Origin of the sequence: Anaerocolumna sp. AGMB13020, from assembly GCF_033100115.1 — a bacterium.
Classification (GTDB): Bacteria; Bacillota; Clostridia; order Lachnospirales; family Lachnospiraceae; genus Anaerocolumna.
Genome location: NZ_CP136910.1, coordinates 4764235 through 4781877, shown reverse-complemented (window position 1 = coordinate 4781877; position 17643 = coordinate 4764235). Strand labels below are relative to the sequence as shown.

At 32.2% G+C, this 17643-nt stretch carries 27 protein-coding genes; 9 read left to right on the top strand and 18 right to left on the bottom strand.

Annotated elements, in window-relative coordinates; translation table 11 throughout:
* The first annotated feature begins 1155 nt into the window (after positions 1–1155).
* Positions 1156–1305, top strand: coding sequence for a hypothetical protein (locus R2R35_RS20095; protein WP_317731605.1), 150 nt, complete (start codon positions 1156–1158; stop codon positions 1303–1305).
* A gap of 107 nt (positions 1306–1412) precedes the next feature.
* On the opposite strand, the gene R2R35_RS20090 is transcribed toward R2R35_RS20095, so the two are convergent.
* The 6 genes from R2R35_RS20090 to R2R35_RS20065 form a co-directional block, all read right to left on the bottom strand.
* Positions 1413–2036, bottom strand: coding sequence for an EcsC family protein (locus tag R2R35_RS20090; protein ID WP_317731604.1), 624 nt, complete (start codon positions 2034–2036; stop codon positions 1413–1415).
* Positions 2037–2310: 274 nt separating this feature from the next.
* Positions 2311–3915 (bottom strand): SIR2 family protein, encoded by a 1605-nt coding sequence (locus tag R2R35_RS20085; RefSeq protein ID WP_317731602.1) that lies wholly within the window; start codon positions 3913–3915, stop codon positions 2311–2313.
* A gap of 265 nt (positions 3916–4180) precedes the next feature.
* The gene (locus R2R35_RS20080) at positions 4181–4717 is read right to left on the bottom strand and encodes a hypothetical protein (protein ID WP_317731601.1); all 537 of its coding nucleotides are present in this window, start codon (positions 4715–4717) and stop codon (positions 4181–4183) included.
* The gene (locus tag R2R35_RS20075) at positions 4707–6041 is read right to left on the bottom strand and encodes an AAA family ATPase (protein WP_317731600.1); all 1335 of its coding nucleotides are present in this window, start codon (positions 6039–6041) and stop codon (positions 4707–4709) included. The genes R2R35_RS20080 and R2R35_RS20075 overlap by 11 nt, the downstream gene beginning before the upstream one ends.
* 153 nt (positions 6042–6194) lie before the next feature.
* Positions 6195–7121 carry a sigma-70 family RNA polymerase sigma factor gene (locus R2R35_RS20070; protein WP_317731599.1) on the bottom strand — a complete coding sequence of 309 codons (927 nt, stop codon included), beginning with the start codon at positions 7119–7121 and terminating at the stop codon, positions 6195–6197.
* Between the two features lie 684 nt (positions 7122–7805).
* Positions 7806–8228 carry a hypothetical protein gene (locus R2R35_RS20065; protein WP_317731598.1) on the bottom strand — a complete coding sequence of 141 codons (423 nt, stop codon included), beginning with the start codon at positions 8226–8228 and terminating at the stop codon, positions 7806–7808.
* A gap of 137 nt (positions 8229–8365) precedes the next feature.
* On the opposite strand from R2R35_RS20065, the gene R2R35_RS20060 reads away from it, so the two are divergent.
* Together R2R35_RS20060 and R2R35_RS20055 are read left to right on the top strand one after the other, a co-directional pair.
* Positions 8366–8665 carry a transposase gene (locus R2R35_RS20060; protein ID WP_317731048.1) on the top strand — a complete coding sequence of 100 codons (300 nt, stop codon included), beginning with the start codon at positions 8366–8368 and terminating at the stop codon, positions 8663–8665.
* On the top strand, positions 8662–9567 hold the full coding sequence (locus tag R2R35_RS20055) for an IS3 family transposase (RefSeq protein WP_317731047.1): 906 nt from the start codon (positions 8662–8664) through the stop codon (positions 9565–9567). The genes R2R35_RS20060 and R2R35_RS20055 overlap by 4 nt, the downstream gene beginning before the upstream one ends.
* 121 nt (positions 9568–9688) lie before the next feature.
* Here the strand turns inward: R2R35_RS20055 and R2R35_RS20050 are convergent, their stop codons facing one another.
* From R2R35_RS20050 to R2R35_RS20005, 10 genes are all read right to left on the bottom strand, one after another.
* Entirely contained in the window at positions 9689–10513 is an 825-nt protein-coding gene (locus R2R35_RS20050) for a hypothetical protein (RefSeq protein ID WP_317731597.1), read from the bottom strand.
* A gap of 55 nt (positions 10514–10568) precedes the next feature.
* Positions 10569–10937, bottom strand: a complete 369-nt coding sequence (locus R2R35_RS20045; protein ID WP_317731530.1) for a hypothetical protein — start codon at positions 10935–10937, stop codon at positions 10569–10571.
* A 123-nt stretch (positions 10938–11060) separates the two neighbouring features.
* Positions 11061–11351, bottom strand: a complete 291-nt coding sequence (locus R2R35_RS20040; protein WP_317731595.1) for a hypothetical protein — start codon at positions 11349–11351, stop codon at positions 11061–11063.
* A gap of 72 nt (positions 11352–11423) precedes the next feature.
* Positions 11424–11567, bottom strand: a complete 144-nt coding sequence (locus R2R35_RS20035; RefSeq protein ID WP_317731528.1) for a hypothetical protein — start codon at positions 11565–11567, stop codon at positions 11424–11426.
* 30 nt (positions 11568–11597) lie between these two features.
* The gene (locus R2R35_RS20030) at positions 11598–11771 is read right to left on the bottom strand and encodes a hypothetical protein (RefSeq protein WP_317731527.1); all 174 of its coding nucleotides are present in this window, start codon (positions 11769–11771) and stop codon (positions 11598–11600) included.
* 163 nt (positions 11772–11934) lie between these two features.
* Positions 11935–12084 (bottom strand): hypothetical protein, encoded by a 150-nt coding sequence (locus R2R35_RS20025; RefSeq protein WP_317731526.1) that lies wholly within the window; start codon positions 12082–12084, stop codon positions 11935–11937.
* Between the two features lie 95 nt (positions 12085–12179).
* Complete coding sequence (locus R2R35_RS20020) at positions 12180–13037, bottom strand: rolling circle replication-associated protein (protein ID WP_317731594.1); 858 nt, start codon at positions 13035–13037, stop codon at positions 12180–12182.
* A 155-nt stretch (positions 13038–13192) separates the two neighbouring features.
* Positions 13193–13354 carry a hypothetical protein gene (locus tag R2R35_RS20015; RefSeq protein ID WP_317731523.1) on the bottom strand — a complete coding sequence of 54 codons (162 nt, stop codon included), beginning with the start codon at positions 13352–13354 and terminating at the stop codon, positions 13193–13195.
* Positions 13355–13543: 189 nt separating this feature from the next.
* On the bottom strand, positions 13544–13729 hold the full coding sequence (locus tag R2R35_RS20010) for a hypothetical protein (RefSeq protein ID WP_317731522.1): 186 nt from the start codon (positions 13727–13729) through the stop codon (positions 13544–13546).
* Between the two features lie 233 nt (positions 13730–13962).
* Positions 13963–14154, bottom strand: coding sequence for a helix-turn-helix domain-containing protein (locus tag R2R35_RS20005; RefSeq protein WP_317731593.1), 192 nt, complete (start codon positions 14152–14154; stop codon positions 13963–13965).
* A gap of 87 nt (positions 14155–14241) precedes the next feature.
* Here R2R35_RS20005 and R2R35_RS20000 point away from each other — a divergent pair, with 87 nt between their 5' ends.
* Positions 14242–14940, top strand: a complete 699-nt coding sequence (locus R2R35_RS20000) for a nucleoside 2-deoxyribosyltransferase (protein WP_317731592.1) — start codon at positions 14242–14244, stop codon at positions 14938–14940.
* Here the strand turns inward: R2R35_RS20000 and R2R35_RS19995 are convergent.
* Positions 14933–15103, bottom strand: coding sequence for a hypothetical protein (locus R2R35_RS19995; protein ID WP_317731591.1), 171 nt, complete (start codon positions 15101–15103; stop codon positions 14933–14935). The genes R2R35_RS20000 and R2R35_RS19995 overlap by 8 nt on opposite strands.
* Before the next feature lie 141 nt (positions 15104–15244).
* Here R2R35_RS19995 and R2R35_RS19990 point away from each other — a divergent pair, with 141 nt between their 5' ends.
* Entirely contained in the window at positions 15245–15574 is a 330-nt protein-coding gene (locus R2R35_RS19990; protein ID WP_317731590.1) for a hypothetical protein, read from the top strand.
* A gap of 123 nt (positions 15575–15697) precedes the next feature.
* On the opposite strand, the gene R2R35_RS19985 is transcribed toward R2R35_RS19990, so the two are convergent.
* Entirely contained in the window at positions 15698–15898 is a 201-nt protein-coding gene (locus tag R2R35_RS19985) for a helix-turn-helix transcriptional regulator (protein WP_317731589.1), read from the bottom strand.
* Positions 15899–16101: 203 nt separating this feature from the next.
* On the opposite strand from R2R35_RS19985, the gene R2R35_RS19980 reads away from it, so the two are divergent.
* From R2R35_RS19980 to R2R35_RS19965, 4 genes are read left to right on the top strand one after another with little or no spacing between them, the layout of a single operon-like run.
* The gene (locus tag R2R35_RS19980) at positions 16102–16518 is read left to right on the top strand and encodes a helix-turn-helix domain-containing protein (RefSeq protein WP_317731588.1); all 417 of its coding nucleotides are present in this window, start codon (positions 16102–16104) and stop codon (positions 16516–16518) included.
* Positions 16519–16535: 17 nt separating this feature from the next.
* Entirely contained in the window at positions 16536–16964 is a 429-nt protein-coding gene (locus R2R35_RS19975) for an ImmA/IrrE family metallo-endopeptidase (RefSeq protein ID WP_317731587.1), read from the top strand.
* A gap of 16 nt (positions 16965–16980) precedes the next feature.
* Complete coding sequence (locus R2R35_RS19970; protein WP_317731586.1) at positions 16981–17424, top strand: helix-turn-helix domain-containing protein; 444 nt, start codon at positions 16981–16983, stop codon at positions 17422–17424.
* A complete protein-coding gene (locus tag R2R35_RS19965; RefSeq protein WP_317731585.1) occupies positions 17414–17566 on the top strand; it encodes a hypothetical protein in 153 nt (50 codons plus the stop codon). Before R2R35_RS19970 ends, R2R35_RS19965 begins: the two co-directional genes overlap by 11 nt.
* The last annotated feature ends 77 nt before the right edge of the window (positions 17567–17643 follow it).

Below are 17643 nucleotides of genomic sequence, written 5' to 3'. Positions count from 1 at the left end.
TTTACCAATAATGCTTATATTGCAAAATTGTTCTTTCATATGTGAATGGACTTGTTATACTCAAAACTCCCTGAACGAAAAAACACCAGAAGCCTCTTAAATAAAGGACTTCTGGCTAATTAAGAAGAGCTCGCGACGGGATTCGAACCATAGTCCACTCCTAAAATACAGAAAAGAAAGGGGTTCCATCCACTTCTGATTTATGTGCACATAATAGTACACATATTTATTAGTAAAAATAGTGAGCCAATGATCGTGCAATTTCTTTTATATGTCTTTGAACTGAGTGCCTTTTCGCTTGAGTTTGAATGTATTATGTTAAATGAGCCTGCTAAAAAAAATAGTAATCCAGAATTATTAATTACTTTAATACGATTAAGATTATTACTAATTAATTAATCGTTTATTGAATTGTTGTTGCCAGCACCAGAATTGTTGTATTCGTGATTTATAGAAGCTAACTGCGAATCTTGAACCTCTTGTACAAATTGTACTCCATATATAGTTAAATGAAGCGATATACATGCCGCACAAAGGGACAATAATAAATACGTGATAACTTTATGCATCAATATGTTTTTTGTTTTCATTATTATCTGCAAGAACAGTAACCTATTGGCTTGGCAAATATTGTAGAGTTGCAGGAATTTATATGCAAAAGTCCCATTGCACTACTCTTAGTTATATTTACAATCCCAATACGGAACGTGAGAACTTAGATATTATGAATAAAGCTCTGAAAAAAGTGATAGAAAGAGCATAAAATAGTAGTGCACATACGGTGCACATATCAGCGCAATAAAAAATCCCTTGAAAATCAAGGGATTTCGTAAGCGCGAGACGGGATTCGAACCCGCGACCCTCGCCTTGGCAAGGCGAAATACTATGTATATTAATTATTACTATCTGCTATAAATTACAGTAAAATCAGTGCTTCTATCTTTTACTGGTTATATGTACTAGTGTTTCTCGTAAGCCTAAAATGGGTAAATTGACAAGAAAAAGGACAAGAAAAATGTGATATGATATGCACTTTCCCTCTTCTGAACTTTATTTTTAGCAGTAATATAATTCGTGATTTCATATATATAAAATATTGACAAAATGTTCTATTTGCACCATACTAAGTCTATAATTTAACTTGGAGGTTATTTAATGAATTACCCAACAGAAGAAGAATTCGATAAATTATCAAATGACGAAATGAAGAAAGTTATAATTGATATGTTAAACGAGGTTGATGAAGAGGATATACCCGAATTATATAATGGGATCAAAGAATTTTACGACAATTGGAAAAAATAATTTATGTTTTCCACAGAATTCTACATACTAAAACCACCGGCATATAGTCGGTGGTTTTAAATATTTAATAAGTGAATAGTATAAAATTAATTAATTCCACCGAATTATTACTGAATTTTCCCTTCTATAAACATCTTGATTGCATTGTCTGCTATTAATTTTGTTCCAACTATATCAACACCTCCGCCAACTACCCCACCGACTAAAGGGACGAATTTTACAAGATTAATTGCACCTTTTTCTCCAAACTTTGTTAAAAATCGAAATCCAACTTTTTGATTTATTTTAGTTAGTGCCGCTCCTGGGATTTTTTTTATCAAATTAACAGTTATTTTTTCGCCTATATTTATCCCAGCTTTTTTTAAGATGTCAGCAGCTGCACTCCCTGTTAAGCATACATATGCCATAGTTTGTACTTCGTCATCCGAGGGATCATATCCTCCAATATAAGCGATGCATGCAATCATTCTTAATTGTATATATATAACACTTGATATATTGGCAGGTATTGCAATAGGTAATGTTATCACACCTCCAAGTCCAGTAATAAAACCTGAAGTACCACACTTAGCAATTTGATTAATTTTCAACTTATCAGCTGCTGTATAAGGATCACGATATTTTATTAAATATTGATCTGATAAATCATAAACAGATTTGCTAGTTGGTAGTCCTTGTAGAGCTTTTTCATAACATGTATCTAGTAACTGCTTAATTTTGCTCTCATCCATATATATACTCCATATTCCCTTGTTATTTTCCATTATTATACACTATCTTATTTTAAACAGCAAGAAAAAAGCACCCATATAGGCGCTTTTATTTATATACTTATTCTATAGTATTTTATTACTATTCAAGGATCTAATTCTCCTGAAACTAATTGACTTTTAATACTTTTATGGTATAATTTCATATATAAATAATATAATAAAAGTACAAGGTATATGAACCTTCTGGATGGTCTTTTTTTAAAGATATGAAAGAAGGGGATTGTACCTTCTTTTATTTATATTTCTTAAAATCATATAAAGCTATAAGTCTTTTAAAAGTAGATAAATACTTAATATACTCAGGAGTTCTATAATGTTTTTTTAGATAATCCTCAAGTTCAGTTACTGATATATAAGATGCAAACTTTTTAATATAACATACTTGTTTAGGTATATGATTGGGAAATTTATTCTCTATATCTGCTATTTTATTAAATTGAAGGCTTTTATCCATACTTCTTCTTTCACTACTTGTTGGCATTACATCATTATAACTTTTTATAATATTATATGTATCTGGAATATTGTTAATATTATAATTTAGAGCCTTAATATATTTATAAATTGGTAAAAGTGTAGTACCGGCACTACTTCTTATATTCTTAAATGTTTTCGTTATTAGTTGCTCGTTAACTAAATATGATTTATTATCTAATAACACATCTTCTAATATATCATCAATAGTATAGTGACTAAATCCAATTTGACGTACAGTATCAAGCTCTCCAAAATATATAGCTGCCTTACTATCATCCAGGTCAGGACTATTTATTGTTCCAAAAAGAATATTATTAGTTGCAGTTGCTGAGTAAACATAATTGCAGACCATATCTTGTAACTTGCGAGCTAATTTAATTGGTAATGAACTTTGAATATTTGATAAAGCTTTATAAAATATTGAATAATCATTTAGGATAAATTCTTTCATCGCTATAGTACTTTTCCCAAAGACAATCTCACGAATAGTACTTTTTTCTTCACTTCCAAATGCTGGAGTTAGAAATATAAAATTACTTTTAATTTTATTTATTTGCTCATTAGATAAACATTCAGCAATCTCCTTAAAAAGACTCCTTACATTAATATCTCCCATGCCGTAACCAATAAATATTATTGGATGTTCTACGAAGATTGTTAATAGTTTTGCAGACAAATATTTCAGCTTACTTCTGAATCTTAAATAATCTTCATTAGTTATAATTAATGAATTCGGAGAGGTTGCGCAACCATGAATCTTAAAAATTTCAAATATATTAAATGAATTAGCTAATAACATGTTATCCTGTCCTATCATTACGGAAAAATCCGAAAATAGGTCTTCTAAAATGGAATCATAGTTTGTAGTTATTATACCAGCAATTTTGTTTTGATATCTCATTAAATCTCTTATTTCAGGAAAATCAGGTTTTGTTTTATCTAACTTTAACTGACTAATTTCTTTTGAAATATAGTATTTAAACGGATCGAAATTTTTATCAAGAATATCTTTATCTTCTTCTTTTGTAAATACTTTTGAGGGAAAATTAGTATCTTTATAATAGGAGTGATGAAATTTTTCTTGTAACACAGATGCTAGAATAGGATTAATATAGTATTTTTTTTCTTCATCATTAATATCTCCATATTTGCTTTTTATTTCATTTTCTATTCCTTGCCTTAATCGTTTGAATTCTTGCTCTTCTTTATCTGTATTTAAAATACTCCAAACAGTAAATAAGAGCATATTCCAGTCCGGGGCATTTGAATACCGCATAGACATTCCTGTTCCAACAAATAAATAAGGTAATTGTCGAAAAGAAGATACATTTTTAATTATTTCCTCTTCAATATGATTCATAATTATATCCTCCTAGATTTAAACATATAAATTAAATATTTAATAATACTTTAAGTTTGCTAATTCTAGAATTATCAGACTTTTACAACTTTATGTTCTACTACAAATTATAAGAGAATGATTAATTATACTTTGCAGTATACATAATTTATTTCAAATAAATTAAACTAAAAAATCCTCAAAATACAGTACAAGAATAACACCTGCAATTTTAGGATTTTTTTATTGATAAGATTAAAAAATTATGTTAAACATAAAAATAAAATTATAAAAGTTCTGTATATTTTTCAATAAATTTTTTTTCATGAATTTTAATATTTCCATTTAATTTCGATTGTATTTTCTTTGATAGTTTTATGTATGCTGGTTCAGCTTTGATCATTGGAGTAGATGAAGTTACAACAATTCTGCAAAATACTTTAGAACAATTACTAAAAATTTTATCGTAAAGCTCAATGGTCCCAAGAAGTTGAGTAATTGCTTTCTTTACAGATGTTCCTTTTAATTCTATTATTATAGCCATTGGTTCGGTCTTTTCATTGATTAAATATAAATAATCGCACTTATTTGTTCCCGGAGGTACGGTACTATCCTCTTTGATAACTCCACCGTCCATTTTATACGAAACAATATATTTATTATCTGTATTTTGTAAAATGTATATTTTACCATTTTCTTCACATTTTATGTTTGATATAGTACCCTCTTTTTCTATGCATTTACTAGGAATATTGGGACATTCTCGAAAATCACCAGAATTTTTCTTTGCATCAAAACATAATGATAGTTTATTACAAATCATATTTTGTCTCCAGCTCAATTAATTTTTCCAAATCATCATTTGTTATTTCAGAAACTTTATCAATGTATTCAGTATCTATCAAACCTGTCTCATTATCCAACAATGACTGCATTATGAAATTGTTGTCATGTGCCCTATTTTCTATAACATATGCTGCAAACTTATAGCTTGATAATCTTATCGATTTGGGAATAATCGTTAATTCTGATTGTATTTTTTTTGAATTCTCAACTTTCCAAGAGTATAATAATATATTTATAGATGTAAGAATGTATGGGCTGTGCGTTGTAATAACAACTTGGCTATCTGTTGTGTTTACTAACAATGCTATTAAATTTATAATTTCCTTTTGTGCAATTGGGAAAAGATGGGCTTCCGGTTCTTCTATTACTATGAACGATTTTTTCTTTTCTAAAATAATGGCAAAAGCTATCATTAATATCCATAAAGCTTCTTGTTGCCCTGAAGATCCAAACATCAATTTTACCCAATGATTTTCATCAAAATATATTTTTTCACCATCATTTTCACTTGTATAATCAGCTTTTAAAATTTGCTTTATTAAAAGATAAGCGTAATCTGTAGCCGAATTATTAATTTGTCCTTTAACCGTTTTTGTATAATTTACCACCATATCAGGAATTTTACTTCCAAATTTGTTCTTTGTTGTTGTTATCAAATTTATAAACTCTTGCATTGTTAAATCCATATCAGTTATTGAAAAACCATGTAATTGCTCAGACATAGAAGCTAATAAGCTTCTTCCTGCTGGTATATAAATAATATCCATATCATCATTAAAAATTTCGAAAACTAATTTTCTAAGCTGTACTTTCATTATATTCATTGTAGATACTTTATCTAAAACAGAAAATAATTCATCTCCATATGTTATATTGGTACTTTTTTCCAATAAACTTGCAGTTTCATCTATAATTTTTACTATTGCATCTTTCAATAAAGGATTAAATGAAAATCTAACATAACCATCCTCGTTTAATTTTATTTGAATATTGCTCTGATTAAATTCGTATCTTATGACAAATTTATTCATATGCTTTGTTGTTCCAAAGCATCCCATAAATTGTTTAGTTAAGAATTTTAAGAAATTATTATAATATTCATTTGGATGGTTACGATTAAATTGATCCGTATCCATTAAGAATTCTAATAAATAGTCTCTTATTTTTTTACAGAAATAAATAATTTTACATATTGTACTTTTACCAGAAGCTTGGGCTCCAATATAAACTTGTATGTTTTTATCAATATCAATTACCACATTTTTCACAGCACCAAAATTTTCAATCTTCACACGTTTCATTATATTCTTCTTTCTATAGGGAAAATTATAATCCTTAATCAATTATAATTCATTTTTTATAAGTTCTCAATAACTTATATATAAATTTTTCCAATAATTTATTATTTCACCTTCTTTAAGTTACTGTTTTACCCTTTAGTATTAATTAATTCTTTATTTTATCCAACCCAAATGTTTGGCATAATCTTTTTCCAAATTTGTTAAAATGCTGTTATTGCCTGCAGACACGATTTTTTCAATAAACCCTATGTTTATCGTGCGGTTATCAAACAGACCTAATTCTTTGCCTATATGCCTTATTTCATCGTTTTTTCTCAAAAGGTTAATATACTTCCTTATAACGCTATTTACATGCTTATAATCGTCATTAACTAGCAAGGCTATGTCTTTTGATGTCATATTGTCCTCATATTTCATTTTTAGGATCTGTAACGCTATATCATCCTTCAACTCTTCTTTTACTATCTTCCATAATTCAGAATATAGCTGCTGCCGACTTAGTCTTTCTGTAATCTCGTTTTCTATATCTACTTCACTTGCTATTGTGTCGATTATTGTTAATTCAACGTTATCACTTCCAGGTAAGGGAATATCCAGACTCTTAATTTTACTTTGAAACATAAAACGTTGCAGCTGCTCCACTGCTTTTTCTGATACACTTAACCAGGTCGCGTATTCCTTAACAGAAGGTTGCCGATTATACTTTCTCAAAAAACATGATGTTGCCTGATTATATTGATAAACCTGTGCTTGTTTATGTACCGGTACCCGGACAGCCTGTCCGCAATTCTCCAGGTATCTTTTTACTGCTCTTTTTATCCAGTAGGGAGCATATGACATAAACAGCACTCCTTGACCTGTATCATAGCTCTCTACTGCTTTTAAAAGACCGAAATAAGCTTCATTCATTAATTCTTCGACTTCTATTATTGAAGTGCCTTTATGGTCACTCTGGCAAGCGTAACGGTATCTTTTAACAACTGCATATATCATGCCTTGATTCTGTATGTAGAGCTGCTCCATGTTGTTTTTAATATCACTCCCCAGCTTTATTAAATTGATTAGTTCTTCATTGCTCATACGTTTCCCTCTTGCATTTCTTGCAGATCAGCATAAAAAAGTTAATATGCAGGAAAGAAAGCCTTTTTTGCGTTTTTTCTACCGGCATCCCTCTGCTCGTCTTATTATTTTATTCGGATTCCTTTATACTCTCATATTGCGATTTTCGGGATAAAAACGATAAATTCCCTATCATTTGATAGACAAATTTCAAAATATCATTTGGCGAACAGTTTTATAACCTCCGTTCGCCAAATTGACATTTTACTAATCCACTTATAATCAAAATCAACATGCACTTTTCACTCAATATCGACGGTGAGAAAAAACAATGAAGAACCCATATATTTACTGCATTGAAATCTTCTCATATTCAACCTGAAATTATCCGTCGATTTGCATTATTTTTAACTCTTATTATCAAATTCTTTTTCTTCAAACGAACGAACGACCCGAAAAAAAATTTTGCGTCTAGATAGATTATGGGCTCGCAAGCACCGCAGGGAAATTTTCTCTCTGGAAGTACCTTTTGATTTCCTACGACTGGTCAGCTTTATAATAAGATAATTTCTACCTTTTGAAACGGCCTACTTCAAATCACTCTTACGATCTATATGATATTGGCAGCAGTACAAGTAACTCCACTGCTGCCGGGCTGCATCTTTTCATGATACTACTAAGTATTAAGATATCTCTTATGCTGCTTTATATATCAGTAATATCAGCATTGTTTTTATCAATGTAATAATCAGCTGTGACCTTCTTGCATTCATCACCATTTATATTGGTGTTAATGCTATTGAATGTTAGTCCTTGTCCCTCGCACCATTTAGTTGCATCTGACAGCTCCTTGCCGTTTCTACAAGTCCATAGTATGAGCTGCCCTCCATCCTCCTGGATCTCCTTTAACTTCTCTATTGTACTTGTTATAGGTTCTCCTATTTCTGGATAGTTGTCTTCACAAATAACACCATCAAACTCCACCGCATATATTTTCTCTTCTCTGCTACTTTCCTCCTGCTGCCCCTCACCCTTTCCAGCCATAGCAATCATTTGGGCAATTCTCTGTGTTTCTACTGATAGTGGGGATTTGTTCTGATTTCCTGATTTGAATTCCCCCTCAGTCACTACCCCTCTAAGAATTTCAAATCTATCCCTCTCTTCTTTGGTAGCACCGTTATGTGTGATGTTAGCATCTAATTAGTACAAAACAAAATGAGACAATCCCTTGAAATAATGTATAATAACAAGAGGAGGAACTCATTATGCCAAGAAAATCAAAACAACACACTAAGCAGTTCAAGTTGGATGCTATCAACTATCGCAAGGAACATCCTGATCTTACACAGGTTGAATGTGCCAAGAATCTCGGAATTGGTATAAGTACCTTAGCCAAATGGGAGGCTCAGTTCCGTGACCATGATGGTGACATTCCCGTTAGAGGTTCCGGTAACTACGAATCAGATGAACAAAAGGAAATCGCTCGTCTCAAACGTGAGCTCCGTGACGCTCAGGATGCACTTGATGTGTTAAAAAAAGCCATCGGCATTCTGGGGAAAGATTGACAGAAGCTATCTATACCGAAGTTTCTGCCAAGGTAGAGGCATCTAAAGTCACAAAACGCCGAGTCTCTACTTCCGGAATGCTGAAATTTTTAGGCGTGTCTCGCTCTGGATATCATGCTTTTCTGAACCGAAAAGTCTCTTCCACCAAGCAACGTAAAGAGGCTGTCAAAAAGGAAATCCAGAAGATTTATGATAGTTCAAAACAGAATTACGGCGCTCCTAAAATCACCAAGGAACTTCGCAAATCTGGGGAAACCATTGCCCAGCGCACAGTAGGTAAATACATGCGTGAAATGGGTATCAAAGCTCAGTGGATTAGACCTTGGACCACTACAACCAGAGACTCTGATTTCAGTGATGAACTTCACAACATTCTTGATGAACAGTTTAATCCAGAACGCCCTAATGCTGTCTGGTGTACCGATATCACTTACATTTGGACACAGGACGGATTTGTCTATCTCAACTGCGTTATGGACTTATTTGCGAGAAAGATTATTGCCTGGACTCTTTCTGATACTATGGAAGTGTGTTCCGTTATCGAAACAATCAATAAAGCAAAAGCTTGTCGAGACACCGATTTTCCTTTGATTATACACTCAGACCGTGGTAGCCAGTATGTTTCTAATGCCTGGCGAGAAGCCACTGTAAATATGCAACGAAGTTATTCTCATACTGGCTATCCTTACGACAATGCCTGTATTGAATCTTTCCATTCTCTCATCAAACGAGAATGGTTGAACCGGTTTAGTATTCATAACTACAACCATGCATATAAGCTTGTTTTTGAATATATTGAAGCCTTTTATAACACCGTCAGAATACACAGCTATTGTGATTATTTGTCTCCAGACGAATATGAAAAACTGTATGAGAGGGCTAAGTCTCTGCCTGCTGCTTAACATGCAGAACTTCTCATTTTAATTTGTACTAAATCTTGACATAGGACCAGTGGCTGTGCTATCATGGCAGCTGCTGCCATTTCTTCTTTTGATAATCTGTAATCCATTCCTTTATACCTCCTTATATAGCTCCTCTTGGTCTTTCCTTAAGTATTACTTGTCCTTTGATATCAGACACTTCTTCACCTAATTCTTTTAAAAGCTGTCTACCTGCTATTGTATTTTCAATTCCTGCTGTAGTACCATCTACAAATCTTCTCTTTGCTTCGTTATCCGTTCCGGCTCTATGACCTTTTACATCAATCGGGCCATGAATATTCTCATAAAATTTCACACGTTGTGCACCTTCATGTGTATTCGGAATAAGAGAGGTAATACGTTCTAATCCAACCATAAGAGCCCGCATTTTTTTTATTTCCTCTTCTTTCTCTTTGATGATTTCCATTAATTCGAGTCTTCCGGCTTCTCCAATCTCTTTTTTTCTTATATAGTCTTTATAGGCTTCTGAAGCTTCATTGTATAATTTCATATCCCCGGAAATTACACTATCCGCAAAAGTCTGAAGCTTTTTCTCAATCTTAAAAGCTTCTTCGTTTAACTGATCTATCTCATTTTCCAATAGTCCGGCTTTTTCATCATCACCATAGGCAATAGCCTGCGCCATTAACTTTCCTTTTTCATTAGCATCAGTGACTTTATCCGCATATTGATTCTTTAATTCATTAACCTTAGTCTGCATTCTTGAAGCCTGAGTATTGATGTTTTTTTCAAAAGCATTTGCTTTTTCCTGGTAAACAGAATGCAATTCTTTGATTGCTTTTGTTATTATGTCAAAATTAGATTCTGATAAAGCAAGAAAACCGTCTTGTTCAACTGCCTTTCTTACTTTTGCTCGCATCTGTTCTTTTTCTCTTTCTGTGACTTCCTTTGAAACTTCTCCGTTCATGTGTGTTATCTCCTTTATTTTGATTTTTTGATTTCTATACCATAAGCTCAATGCTCTATGTATTTTTACTACTTTGGATACTTCCCCATATATATGCTTTGCCCAGAGCTACAAAAGGACTTTCCGTTGTATCTCGTATAACTCTTAGAATATCCTTTTGCTTTACTGGAAAGGGAATACTTTCAATTTCTCCTAGTTCCTGCCTATATGCATTTACCATGTCATTTTTAGCTTGTGTCACTTCTATTCGATTTTTCATTGACTCATTCATGTGAGTTATATCAAATAAAAGAAGCTCTTCTTGTTCTTTGTCAATTTCAGTATAATCACTTAACTCTAAAAGCTTGTCTATCTGTTCATTAACTTTGATGATACCTATATTATTTAAGTGATACAGTTTTCTTATAATGTCTGCCATTTCCATGAATTTACCTCTATATTTTTCTTAAAAATGCACCTTTTACTCAGTCGCGCCGGCGCGATTATTCCAGCCGGCTGGAATTGGTTTAATTCCCTGCTGCAACTAAGATATTTATATGTATTATTGTTAATTATCCTTAATCAAAGTGATCTGCCCATTTTCTCTGATTATTAGTGTTCTTTGGATATCATGAAATTCATTCACAAGACCAAATTGAATGAATTTAGTTGGTGCTGTAACATCAACGTAGAAATACTCTGTAATTAAACCTTGGGTTCGTTGTATAGCCTTCTCTGTGGTGATATTCCCAGAAGAATTAATAAAACCTTTTGATTCAAGTTCTTTTAGTGCTTCTTCCACTTTATTTTTATTATTTTCAAACACTTCTATAAAAGCTGATAATTTAATTGTTTTCACCCCTTTGCCTTATTAGTTTATGCTTATGTATTTCATTGATATATTGATATACTTCCAGGCACCTTGAGATATCTATTTTTTCCCCATGTATAAATATGCTGCTAAGTTATAGAGTCTTTCCAGTTTAGATGTATCCAGATTGTCTACAATCCGTTTGATGCATACTTTGTAATTTTCCTCAGCCTGATTGCTATTAACTTTTACTGCTGTTTTCATGCTTTTATCTCCTATTCTTTGATGATTTTTCTAAACTAAGTGTTTTGCAGCCGTATATATGGCTCTTAAAGCTCTAATATCATTATTGGGTATTTTACTCACGATATCAGCAATCGAACCCTTATAACGCACTCCTAAAGATTCTATCTCTTGTACTTGTTGATCTATATTATCAATGCTTTGTTCTTTTAAAGCTGCTCCCATGTACTTTTCCTCCAAATTTTTGATTGTGCCCGATTCTGACACATTTAATGAGTTGCCATGTTCTGATAATGCTATTGTTCATTGATGAATTTCGACACCTAAATACTAGCAGTCCAATGATAATTTATCTTATTCCTGCTGCCGATTGTAAGATAACTTGCAGTTATTTATTTTCACTCAACCACAAATACTGTGCTAACTTACTAAGTCTTTTTAATTTGGATTCATCCAGGCTATTCGCTATCATCTTGATATAATCTCTATAGACCGATTCATCCGATTGAATACTATTAATTTTTACTGCTGTTTTCATATGTTTTCCTCCAAATTTTTGATTGTGCTCCATTCTGGCACTATATAGCCCCCCATTCCCGGGGATACTCATTATTCATATTGTTAGTAAATATATCAGTCTTTTTTCCGCATTCGACAGTATAAATATGTACCTCCAGTAATATCAGAGATATAAGTCTTGCAGTCCAGGAACTTATATTTGTCACTATAGAGCTTTTCAAAGAGTTCTTTGTGGTCATTCTCATTTAAAGCTATTCTCTCAGCCTTACGCTTTGATATCTTAGTTCTTGATTTATATTCTTTGGGCTGAATAAGATTCTTAGAAGAGTACCACCGTTTACCCTTTTGAGCTACCATATATCTTGCGATTCCTTCAAGACCGTATTCGTCTGGTTGCAGCCTTTTGGCTTCTACACGTCCACGTCCCCACAAGTCCTCTGCTGCTTCTCTATCCATTTGATTCATAATGATATGGTGATGTATTCTGACCTTTTTATTTCCATGCTGTTTCTCAGGATCTTCATACCCTATCACATATATGTATTTCAGTGTTGGTAGACCGTTCTTTCTTCTGTATGTTTTGATTCTTCTGATATAATTTGTTATATCCTTCTTGGCTTGCTTCTCTGTAGGTAGATATCTGTCCTCATAGGTAAGGGTAATCATTAAATCATCCTTAGAGAAATTGCTATTAACCAGCCTTATAAACTTTAACTTGGCATTTTTATCATTTAGCTTAACTTGGGCTTCTTTGGATATCTTATTTTTCTCTCTTCTTGGTTTATCTTTTCTCTTTTCATAAACAGGATAGATGTTACTTTCTATCATGGAACCAGATACAATAGTTTTTACCATGTATCTATAGTTCTTTCCTGATACTCTAAGCTCTTCTATTCTTTCTTCTACTGTCCTTGCCCCTAGTACTGATTCATTATATATATCTAAATAGCTGTAATCTGCATATTTACTCAATGAAACTACTCCTCCTGTCATAAAGATAATACCCATTACAAGGTAGATTAAGGGGATTGCCCCTTTTAATTTCTTTGACAAAATTCTGTAAATATGCTATACTACTTGTACGTGTTAGTTATAGTTTATTTACAGAATACCGGCTTAGTTCTCAGCTAAACCGGTATTTTTTTATTGTCTGCATGTAAGTACTCTGTTTCTGTTATGTAATCAAAAGCTTTCTTTTCTGAAGAACTAAAGCTTTCTTCTTTCATGCAATCGCATGTTTCCCCAGGATCTAAATTAGCGCCACATTTTTTACAAGGATTTCTATACATTGTTTTTTCCTCCTCTCTTGGTTCTTTTACTTATTTTTACATCATTCGTATTGTTTCTTATAAGCGTAGCGCACTTAGGGCATTCATAGCCTTTTTTTGGTACCTGCTGCTTAATGCTTATATTCCAATACTGTCCGCAGTATTTGCACCTAGATTTCATTTCTTGCCCCTTCCTGGATGTTAACAAGGTTATTCTTCGTCAATTTTTTTATATGTAAAAAGTGCCCCTGTCATATAAGTACATGCTATGATTCCCCTGAATAACGTTTGTCCCACTGTTAACTTGTCCCACTGTAATGACCCTACAATCCCCCAGATATAAAATATTCCAAAGCAAATGGATAACCCAAGGACAAATTTAATTTTTTCTTTCATTTTTTCTATGCTCTTTCTTTTAAGGTTGCTTATTTCCCCTTGTTCTTTTAAAATGTGTTTATATTTTATTTCCTATTGATACTGCCTTTTTTAAAAGAATTTTACATAATTCTTCTTCATCTGCTGCATTATAGTTCTTATAGCTCATAAGGATCTCTAGTTCCGTTTCATAACTAAGGGTTCTTCTTTAAATAACTAATTTCTTCTTCTGCTTTCTCCTGCTGCCATGTTGTTTACTCAATTGCAATTAAATTATTCAGCTTTGATAGCGTTGTTTCTTCTAAAATGCTTCTTGGGATAAGTTTCTTATCCGAATAGATAAATACTGGTATTTTGCCTTGACGGATACGGTTATAAGTCCCTGAACGGCTAAGTCCTGTAATGGAGCAATATTCTGATACTGTCATGAATTTTCCAAACTTCATATTTCACCTACTCTCTTTTTTGTGGCATTTACTGTAAAATAGTAGTATAATTATTTAAAACTACCAAAGTATAAGGAGCCCTTTATTATGAAAAAATGCTTCATTGTTTGCCCTATAGGTCAAGAAGGTTCAGAAACACGTAATCGCTCTGATAAATTGCTAAAGTTTATAATTGCTCCCGTTTGTAAAGAGTGTGATTATGAACCAATACGCATTGACATTGTTAATACAAATGGTGTTATTACAGAAGAAATTATCGATCATTTAAAAAATGATGAACTTGTTATAGCTGATATAAGTGAATTAAATCCGAATGCTTTTTACGAAATAGGTTATCGTTCCGCATTAGGAAGACACATAATTCATTTAAGGTCTAAATCTCAAAATATACCTTTTGATATTTCCACAATCAGAACATTTGATTATGAACTCACTGATTTGGAGTCAGTTGATCAATTAAAAAGCAGATTAACCCAAACAATATCTGCTTTGTCGGATGATACGCCAAACTCTGAGGACATGCCCGAAAATAATATTTCTAATAATTTCAACTCACAGATTTTTCAAGAGTTGTACAAAATACAAGATATGTTAAAGGACATACATAATAATATGAAAACCAATGATACTGGTGCTGTATCTGTTTTGGCTGATAAATTAGTTTCGACAAATAAATCATCAGAAGCTGCTATAAATGAGTTACTATTAACAAAATTTATTGAAAATCCTAGCCAGATTTTGTCACTGGTCGATTTTGTGAATAAACTACCAGAAATGCCTAAATAATTTCGTTTTTTGCATCTATAAATAACCTATTGATTAACTCCTCGAATTTTTCTATTTTCATATCTGGAGATACATTAATTAACTTTAGTTCCACTGATAATGTCTCTCCAGATTTTTCGAATGATAACTGTTTACATAAGGTTTTTACTGTTGTTTCAATCACTTTCTACCTTCCTTGTTCTTACTTTTCATGCTATTGTCATCTAACAAAGTAAATCTTTTAAAATATTGCTATTTTCTCCCTTTTCTCCTATAATTTTATATACCGGATGCTACCGGAATAAATAAAAAGGAGGAAATTAGCATGATTAAATTCAATAGCGATAACGCAAATTTTGATGATGTTAGAGAAGAACTAAATAATTCTGTTGATAAGGCTAAAAATATCGATGGTTCAAAAGTTGACTTTGAAGATATTTTTAATTCTGAATTCATGAAAGCACACACAAATGTATCTAATATTGATGATTTTTTCGCTCAAGGCAAATTCAACTTTGAAACAGATGATGAATTCGAAGCAATACCAGAAGATGAATTAGACAAATATGTTTCTGCTAATACAAACTTCCAGTCATGGCAAGAGATGCTTGATGCAGCTTCTTTTGATTACCTTGACAATGAATTAGGTTTTTAATGATCTTTGTTTTATTGAGTCAATTAATTCTTCTGTTACTCCTGAAGTTCGATTAATTGGCTCAATTCCTTTTATTCTAATTCAATATTTACAATTGCCAATCTTCTGTCATCCTCTAATCTACTATCGAGCTTTTACCTCATCTTTTATAAGTTCCTCTAGGGATACCCCTAGTACAATTGAAACCGCTTTTAAGCTGTCAATTGTGGGGCTTGATGTTCTCCATCCTCTGATAACTCCGTTGCCTAACCCTGCTTGCACCTCTATTGACCTGATACTTCTCCCTTTTTCTTTTGAGATTCTCTTAATATTTTCATAGATCAAAAAATTCACCTCCAATATTTAGGTTTTAGCATAAATTTATATTGACTTTTCATAGGGAATAATCTAAAATAGATTTACCACAATCATTTGAGTTACCCTCTACAAATTTAGGCTTTCACCTAAATCTTGTTTTCATTATATCGGGTATACTCTAATTTGTCAACATATTTTTTAGGCTTTCACCTATTTTTTTGGAGGATATTATGAACAGTGTTGAAAGAGTAAAGGCATTATGCAAAGAAAGAAAGATACCCATATCAAAACTTGAGAAAGATTTAGGATTTGCAAACGGATACATAGGACAATTAAAAAAGGGATCTTTTCCGGATGAACGATTAATTCGAATAGCTGATTACCTAAATGTATCTTTTGATTTCTTAACCTCTGGAGAAGAATCGCAAGAAGAATTACTTAATAGTAAGGATGAAAGAGACATTGCAAAAAAACTAAATTCTACGCTTGATCAGTTAGAATTCAATGATGGATTAATGTTTGACGGTGAAGCTTTAGACGATGAAACAAAGGAGCTATTAAAAATTAGTCTGGAGAATGCTATCAGAACAGCCAAGATAACAGCTAAAAAGAAATATACTCCTAAGAAATATAGAAAGGACAAATAAAGGGGGAGTACGACCGGGTGAGTGACATCAAGAAACTAGTTGAGGGGATAAAAAGCAAACATAAGACAGACTCTCCTTATGAATTGGCTAATTTACTAGGAATTGATATACATAGATGTGAATTAGGTCAGATTCATGGTTATTATTACAATGCTTATAGGGTTAAGCAAATATATCTTAACTGTAATTTGAGTAGGAATGAAGAAAAATTCGTATTAGCACATGAATTAGGTCATTCGTTTATTCATCCTAATGCGAATACTCCCTTTCTGAGAGCCAATACTTATTTATCTATTGAAAAAATGGAAATTGAAGCAAATAAATTTGCTATGCATTTACTTATTTCTGATAGTGATATTCTGGAATACCATGACTACTCAATAGGTCAGTTATCAAGAGTATTAGGGTATCATGAAAAGCTTTTACAATTACGTATCTATGGTTGAAAAGGAGTGTATACATATGTATGATATCTTTGAAAAGCTTCTGAATCAAAATGGTATTACTGCTTACAAAGTTTCGAAAGACACAGGTATATCAACTGCTACTTTAACACAATGGAAAAATGGTACAAGTATGCCTAAACAAGATAAAATGCAGATAATCGCTAATTACTTCGGTGTCACATTGGATTACCTTGTGACCGGAAAAGAGATATCCAACACGAAAGAGATCACATTAACAAAAAAAGACGAAAAAGATATTGCTAAAGACTTAAAAAGTATTATGGAGAAGATTAGAAATGGTGAGGATGGTTCTATTCATTATGATGGCATGGAAATAGATCCTGATTCTCTCTCATTACTCGAAAATGCAATAGAAATAGGGTTAAAACACTTAAAGATTATTAATAAAGAAAAATATAATCCTAAAAAGAACAAAGGAAAGATTAAGCATGAAATTTGATTCTAAAGAAACCGAATTATATTATTATGAACAAGCAAGGCAGCATGGATTGATTCACGCTATTCCAAATGATAAAAACATGATATGGAGTAAAGAGGACGTTGATACTCTTATGCTTGATTTAGAAAATGACGATCAATAAAAAACCGCCCTTATGCTGGTAACATAAGAACGGTTTACACACTATGGACTTAGCAAAAACTAGGCCGGATATAGTGC

Bases quoted from the DNA above. Each gene is read 5' to 3' on its own strand.
- R2R35_RS20010 (WP_317731522.1), bottom strand. From the start codon at position 13,729: ATGAAAGAAAAAATTAAATTTGTCCTTGGGTTATCCATTTGCTTTGGA.
- R2R35_RS19980 (WP_317731588.1), top strand. From the start codon at position 16,102: ATGAACAGTGTTGAAAGAGTAAAGGCATTATGCAAAGAAAGAAAGATA.
- R2R35_RS19990 (WP_317731590.1), top strand. From the start codon at position 15,245: ATGATTAAATTCAATAGCGATAACGCAAATTTTGATGATGTTAGAGAA.
- R2R35_RS20080 (WP_317731601.1), bottom strand. From the start codon at position 4,717: ATGATTTGTAATAAACTATCATTATGTTTTGATGCAAAGAAAAATTCT.
- R2R35_RS20000 (WP_317731592.1), top strand. From the start codon at position 14,242: ATGAAAAAATGCTTCATTGTTTGCCCTATAGGTCAAGAAGGTTCAGAA.
- R2R35_RS20045 (WP_317731530.1), bottom strand. From the start codon at position 10,937: ATGGAAATGGCAGACATTATAAGAAAACTGTATCACTTAAATAATATA.
- R2R35_RS20030 (WP_317731527.1), bottom strand. From the start codon at position 11,771: ATGGGAGCAGCTTTAAAAGAACAAAGCATTGATAATATAGATCAACAA.
- R2R35_RS20095 (WP_317731605.1), top strand. From the start codon at position 1,156: ATGAATTACCCAACAGAAGAAGAATTCGATAAATTATCAAATGACGAA.
- R2R35_RS20035 (WP_317731528.1), bottom strand. From the start codon at position 11,567: ATGAAAACAGCAGTAAAAGTTAATAGCAATCAGGCTGAGGAAAATTAC.
- R2R35_RS20085 (WP_317731602.1), bottom strand. From the start codon at position 3,915: ATGAATCATATTGAAGAGGAAATAATTAAAAATGTATCTTCTTTTCGA.
- R2R35_RS20090 (WP_317731604.1), bottom strand. From the start codon at position 2,036: ATGGATGAGAGCAAAATTAAGCAGTTACTAGATACATGTTATGAAAAA.
- R2R35_RS20060 (WP_317731048.1), top strand. From the start codon at position 8,366: ATGCCAAGAAAATCAAAACAACACACTAAGCAGTTCAAGTTGGATGCT.
- R2R35_RS20070 (WP_317731599.1), bottom strand. From the start codon at position 7,121: ATGAGCAATGAAGAACTAATCAATTTAATAAAGCTGGGGAGTGATATT.
- R2R35_RS20075 (WP_317731600.1), bottom strand. From the start codon at position 6,041: ATGAAACGTGTGAAGATTGAAAATTTTGGTGCTGTGAAAAATGTGGTA.
- R2R35_RS20025 (WP_317731526.1), bottom strand. From the start codon at position 12,084: ATGAAAACAGCAGTAAAAATTAATAGTATTCAATCGGATGAATCGGTC.
- R2R35_RS19965 (WP_317731585.1), top strand. From the start codon at position 17,414: ATGAAATTTGATTCTAAAGAAACCGAATTATATTATTATGAACAAGCA.
- R2R35_RS20050 (WP_317731597.1), bottom strand. From the start codon at position 10,513: ATGAACGGAGAAGTTTCAAAGGAAGTCACAGAAAGAGAAAAAGAACAG.
- R2R35_RS20015 (WP_317731523.1), bottom strand. From the start codon at position 13,354: ATGTATAGAAATCCTTGTAAAAAATGTGGCGCTAATTTAGATCCTGGG.
- R2R35_RS20005 (WP_317731593.1), bottom strand. From the start codon at position 14,154: ATGAAGTTTGGAAAATTCATGACAGTATCAGAATATTGCTCCATTACA.
- R2R35_RS19970 (WP_317731586.1), top strand. From the start codon at position 16,981: ATGTATGATATCTTTGAAAAGCTTCTGAATCAAAATGGTATTACTGCT.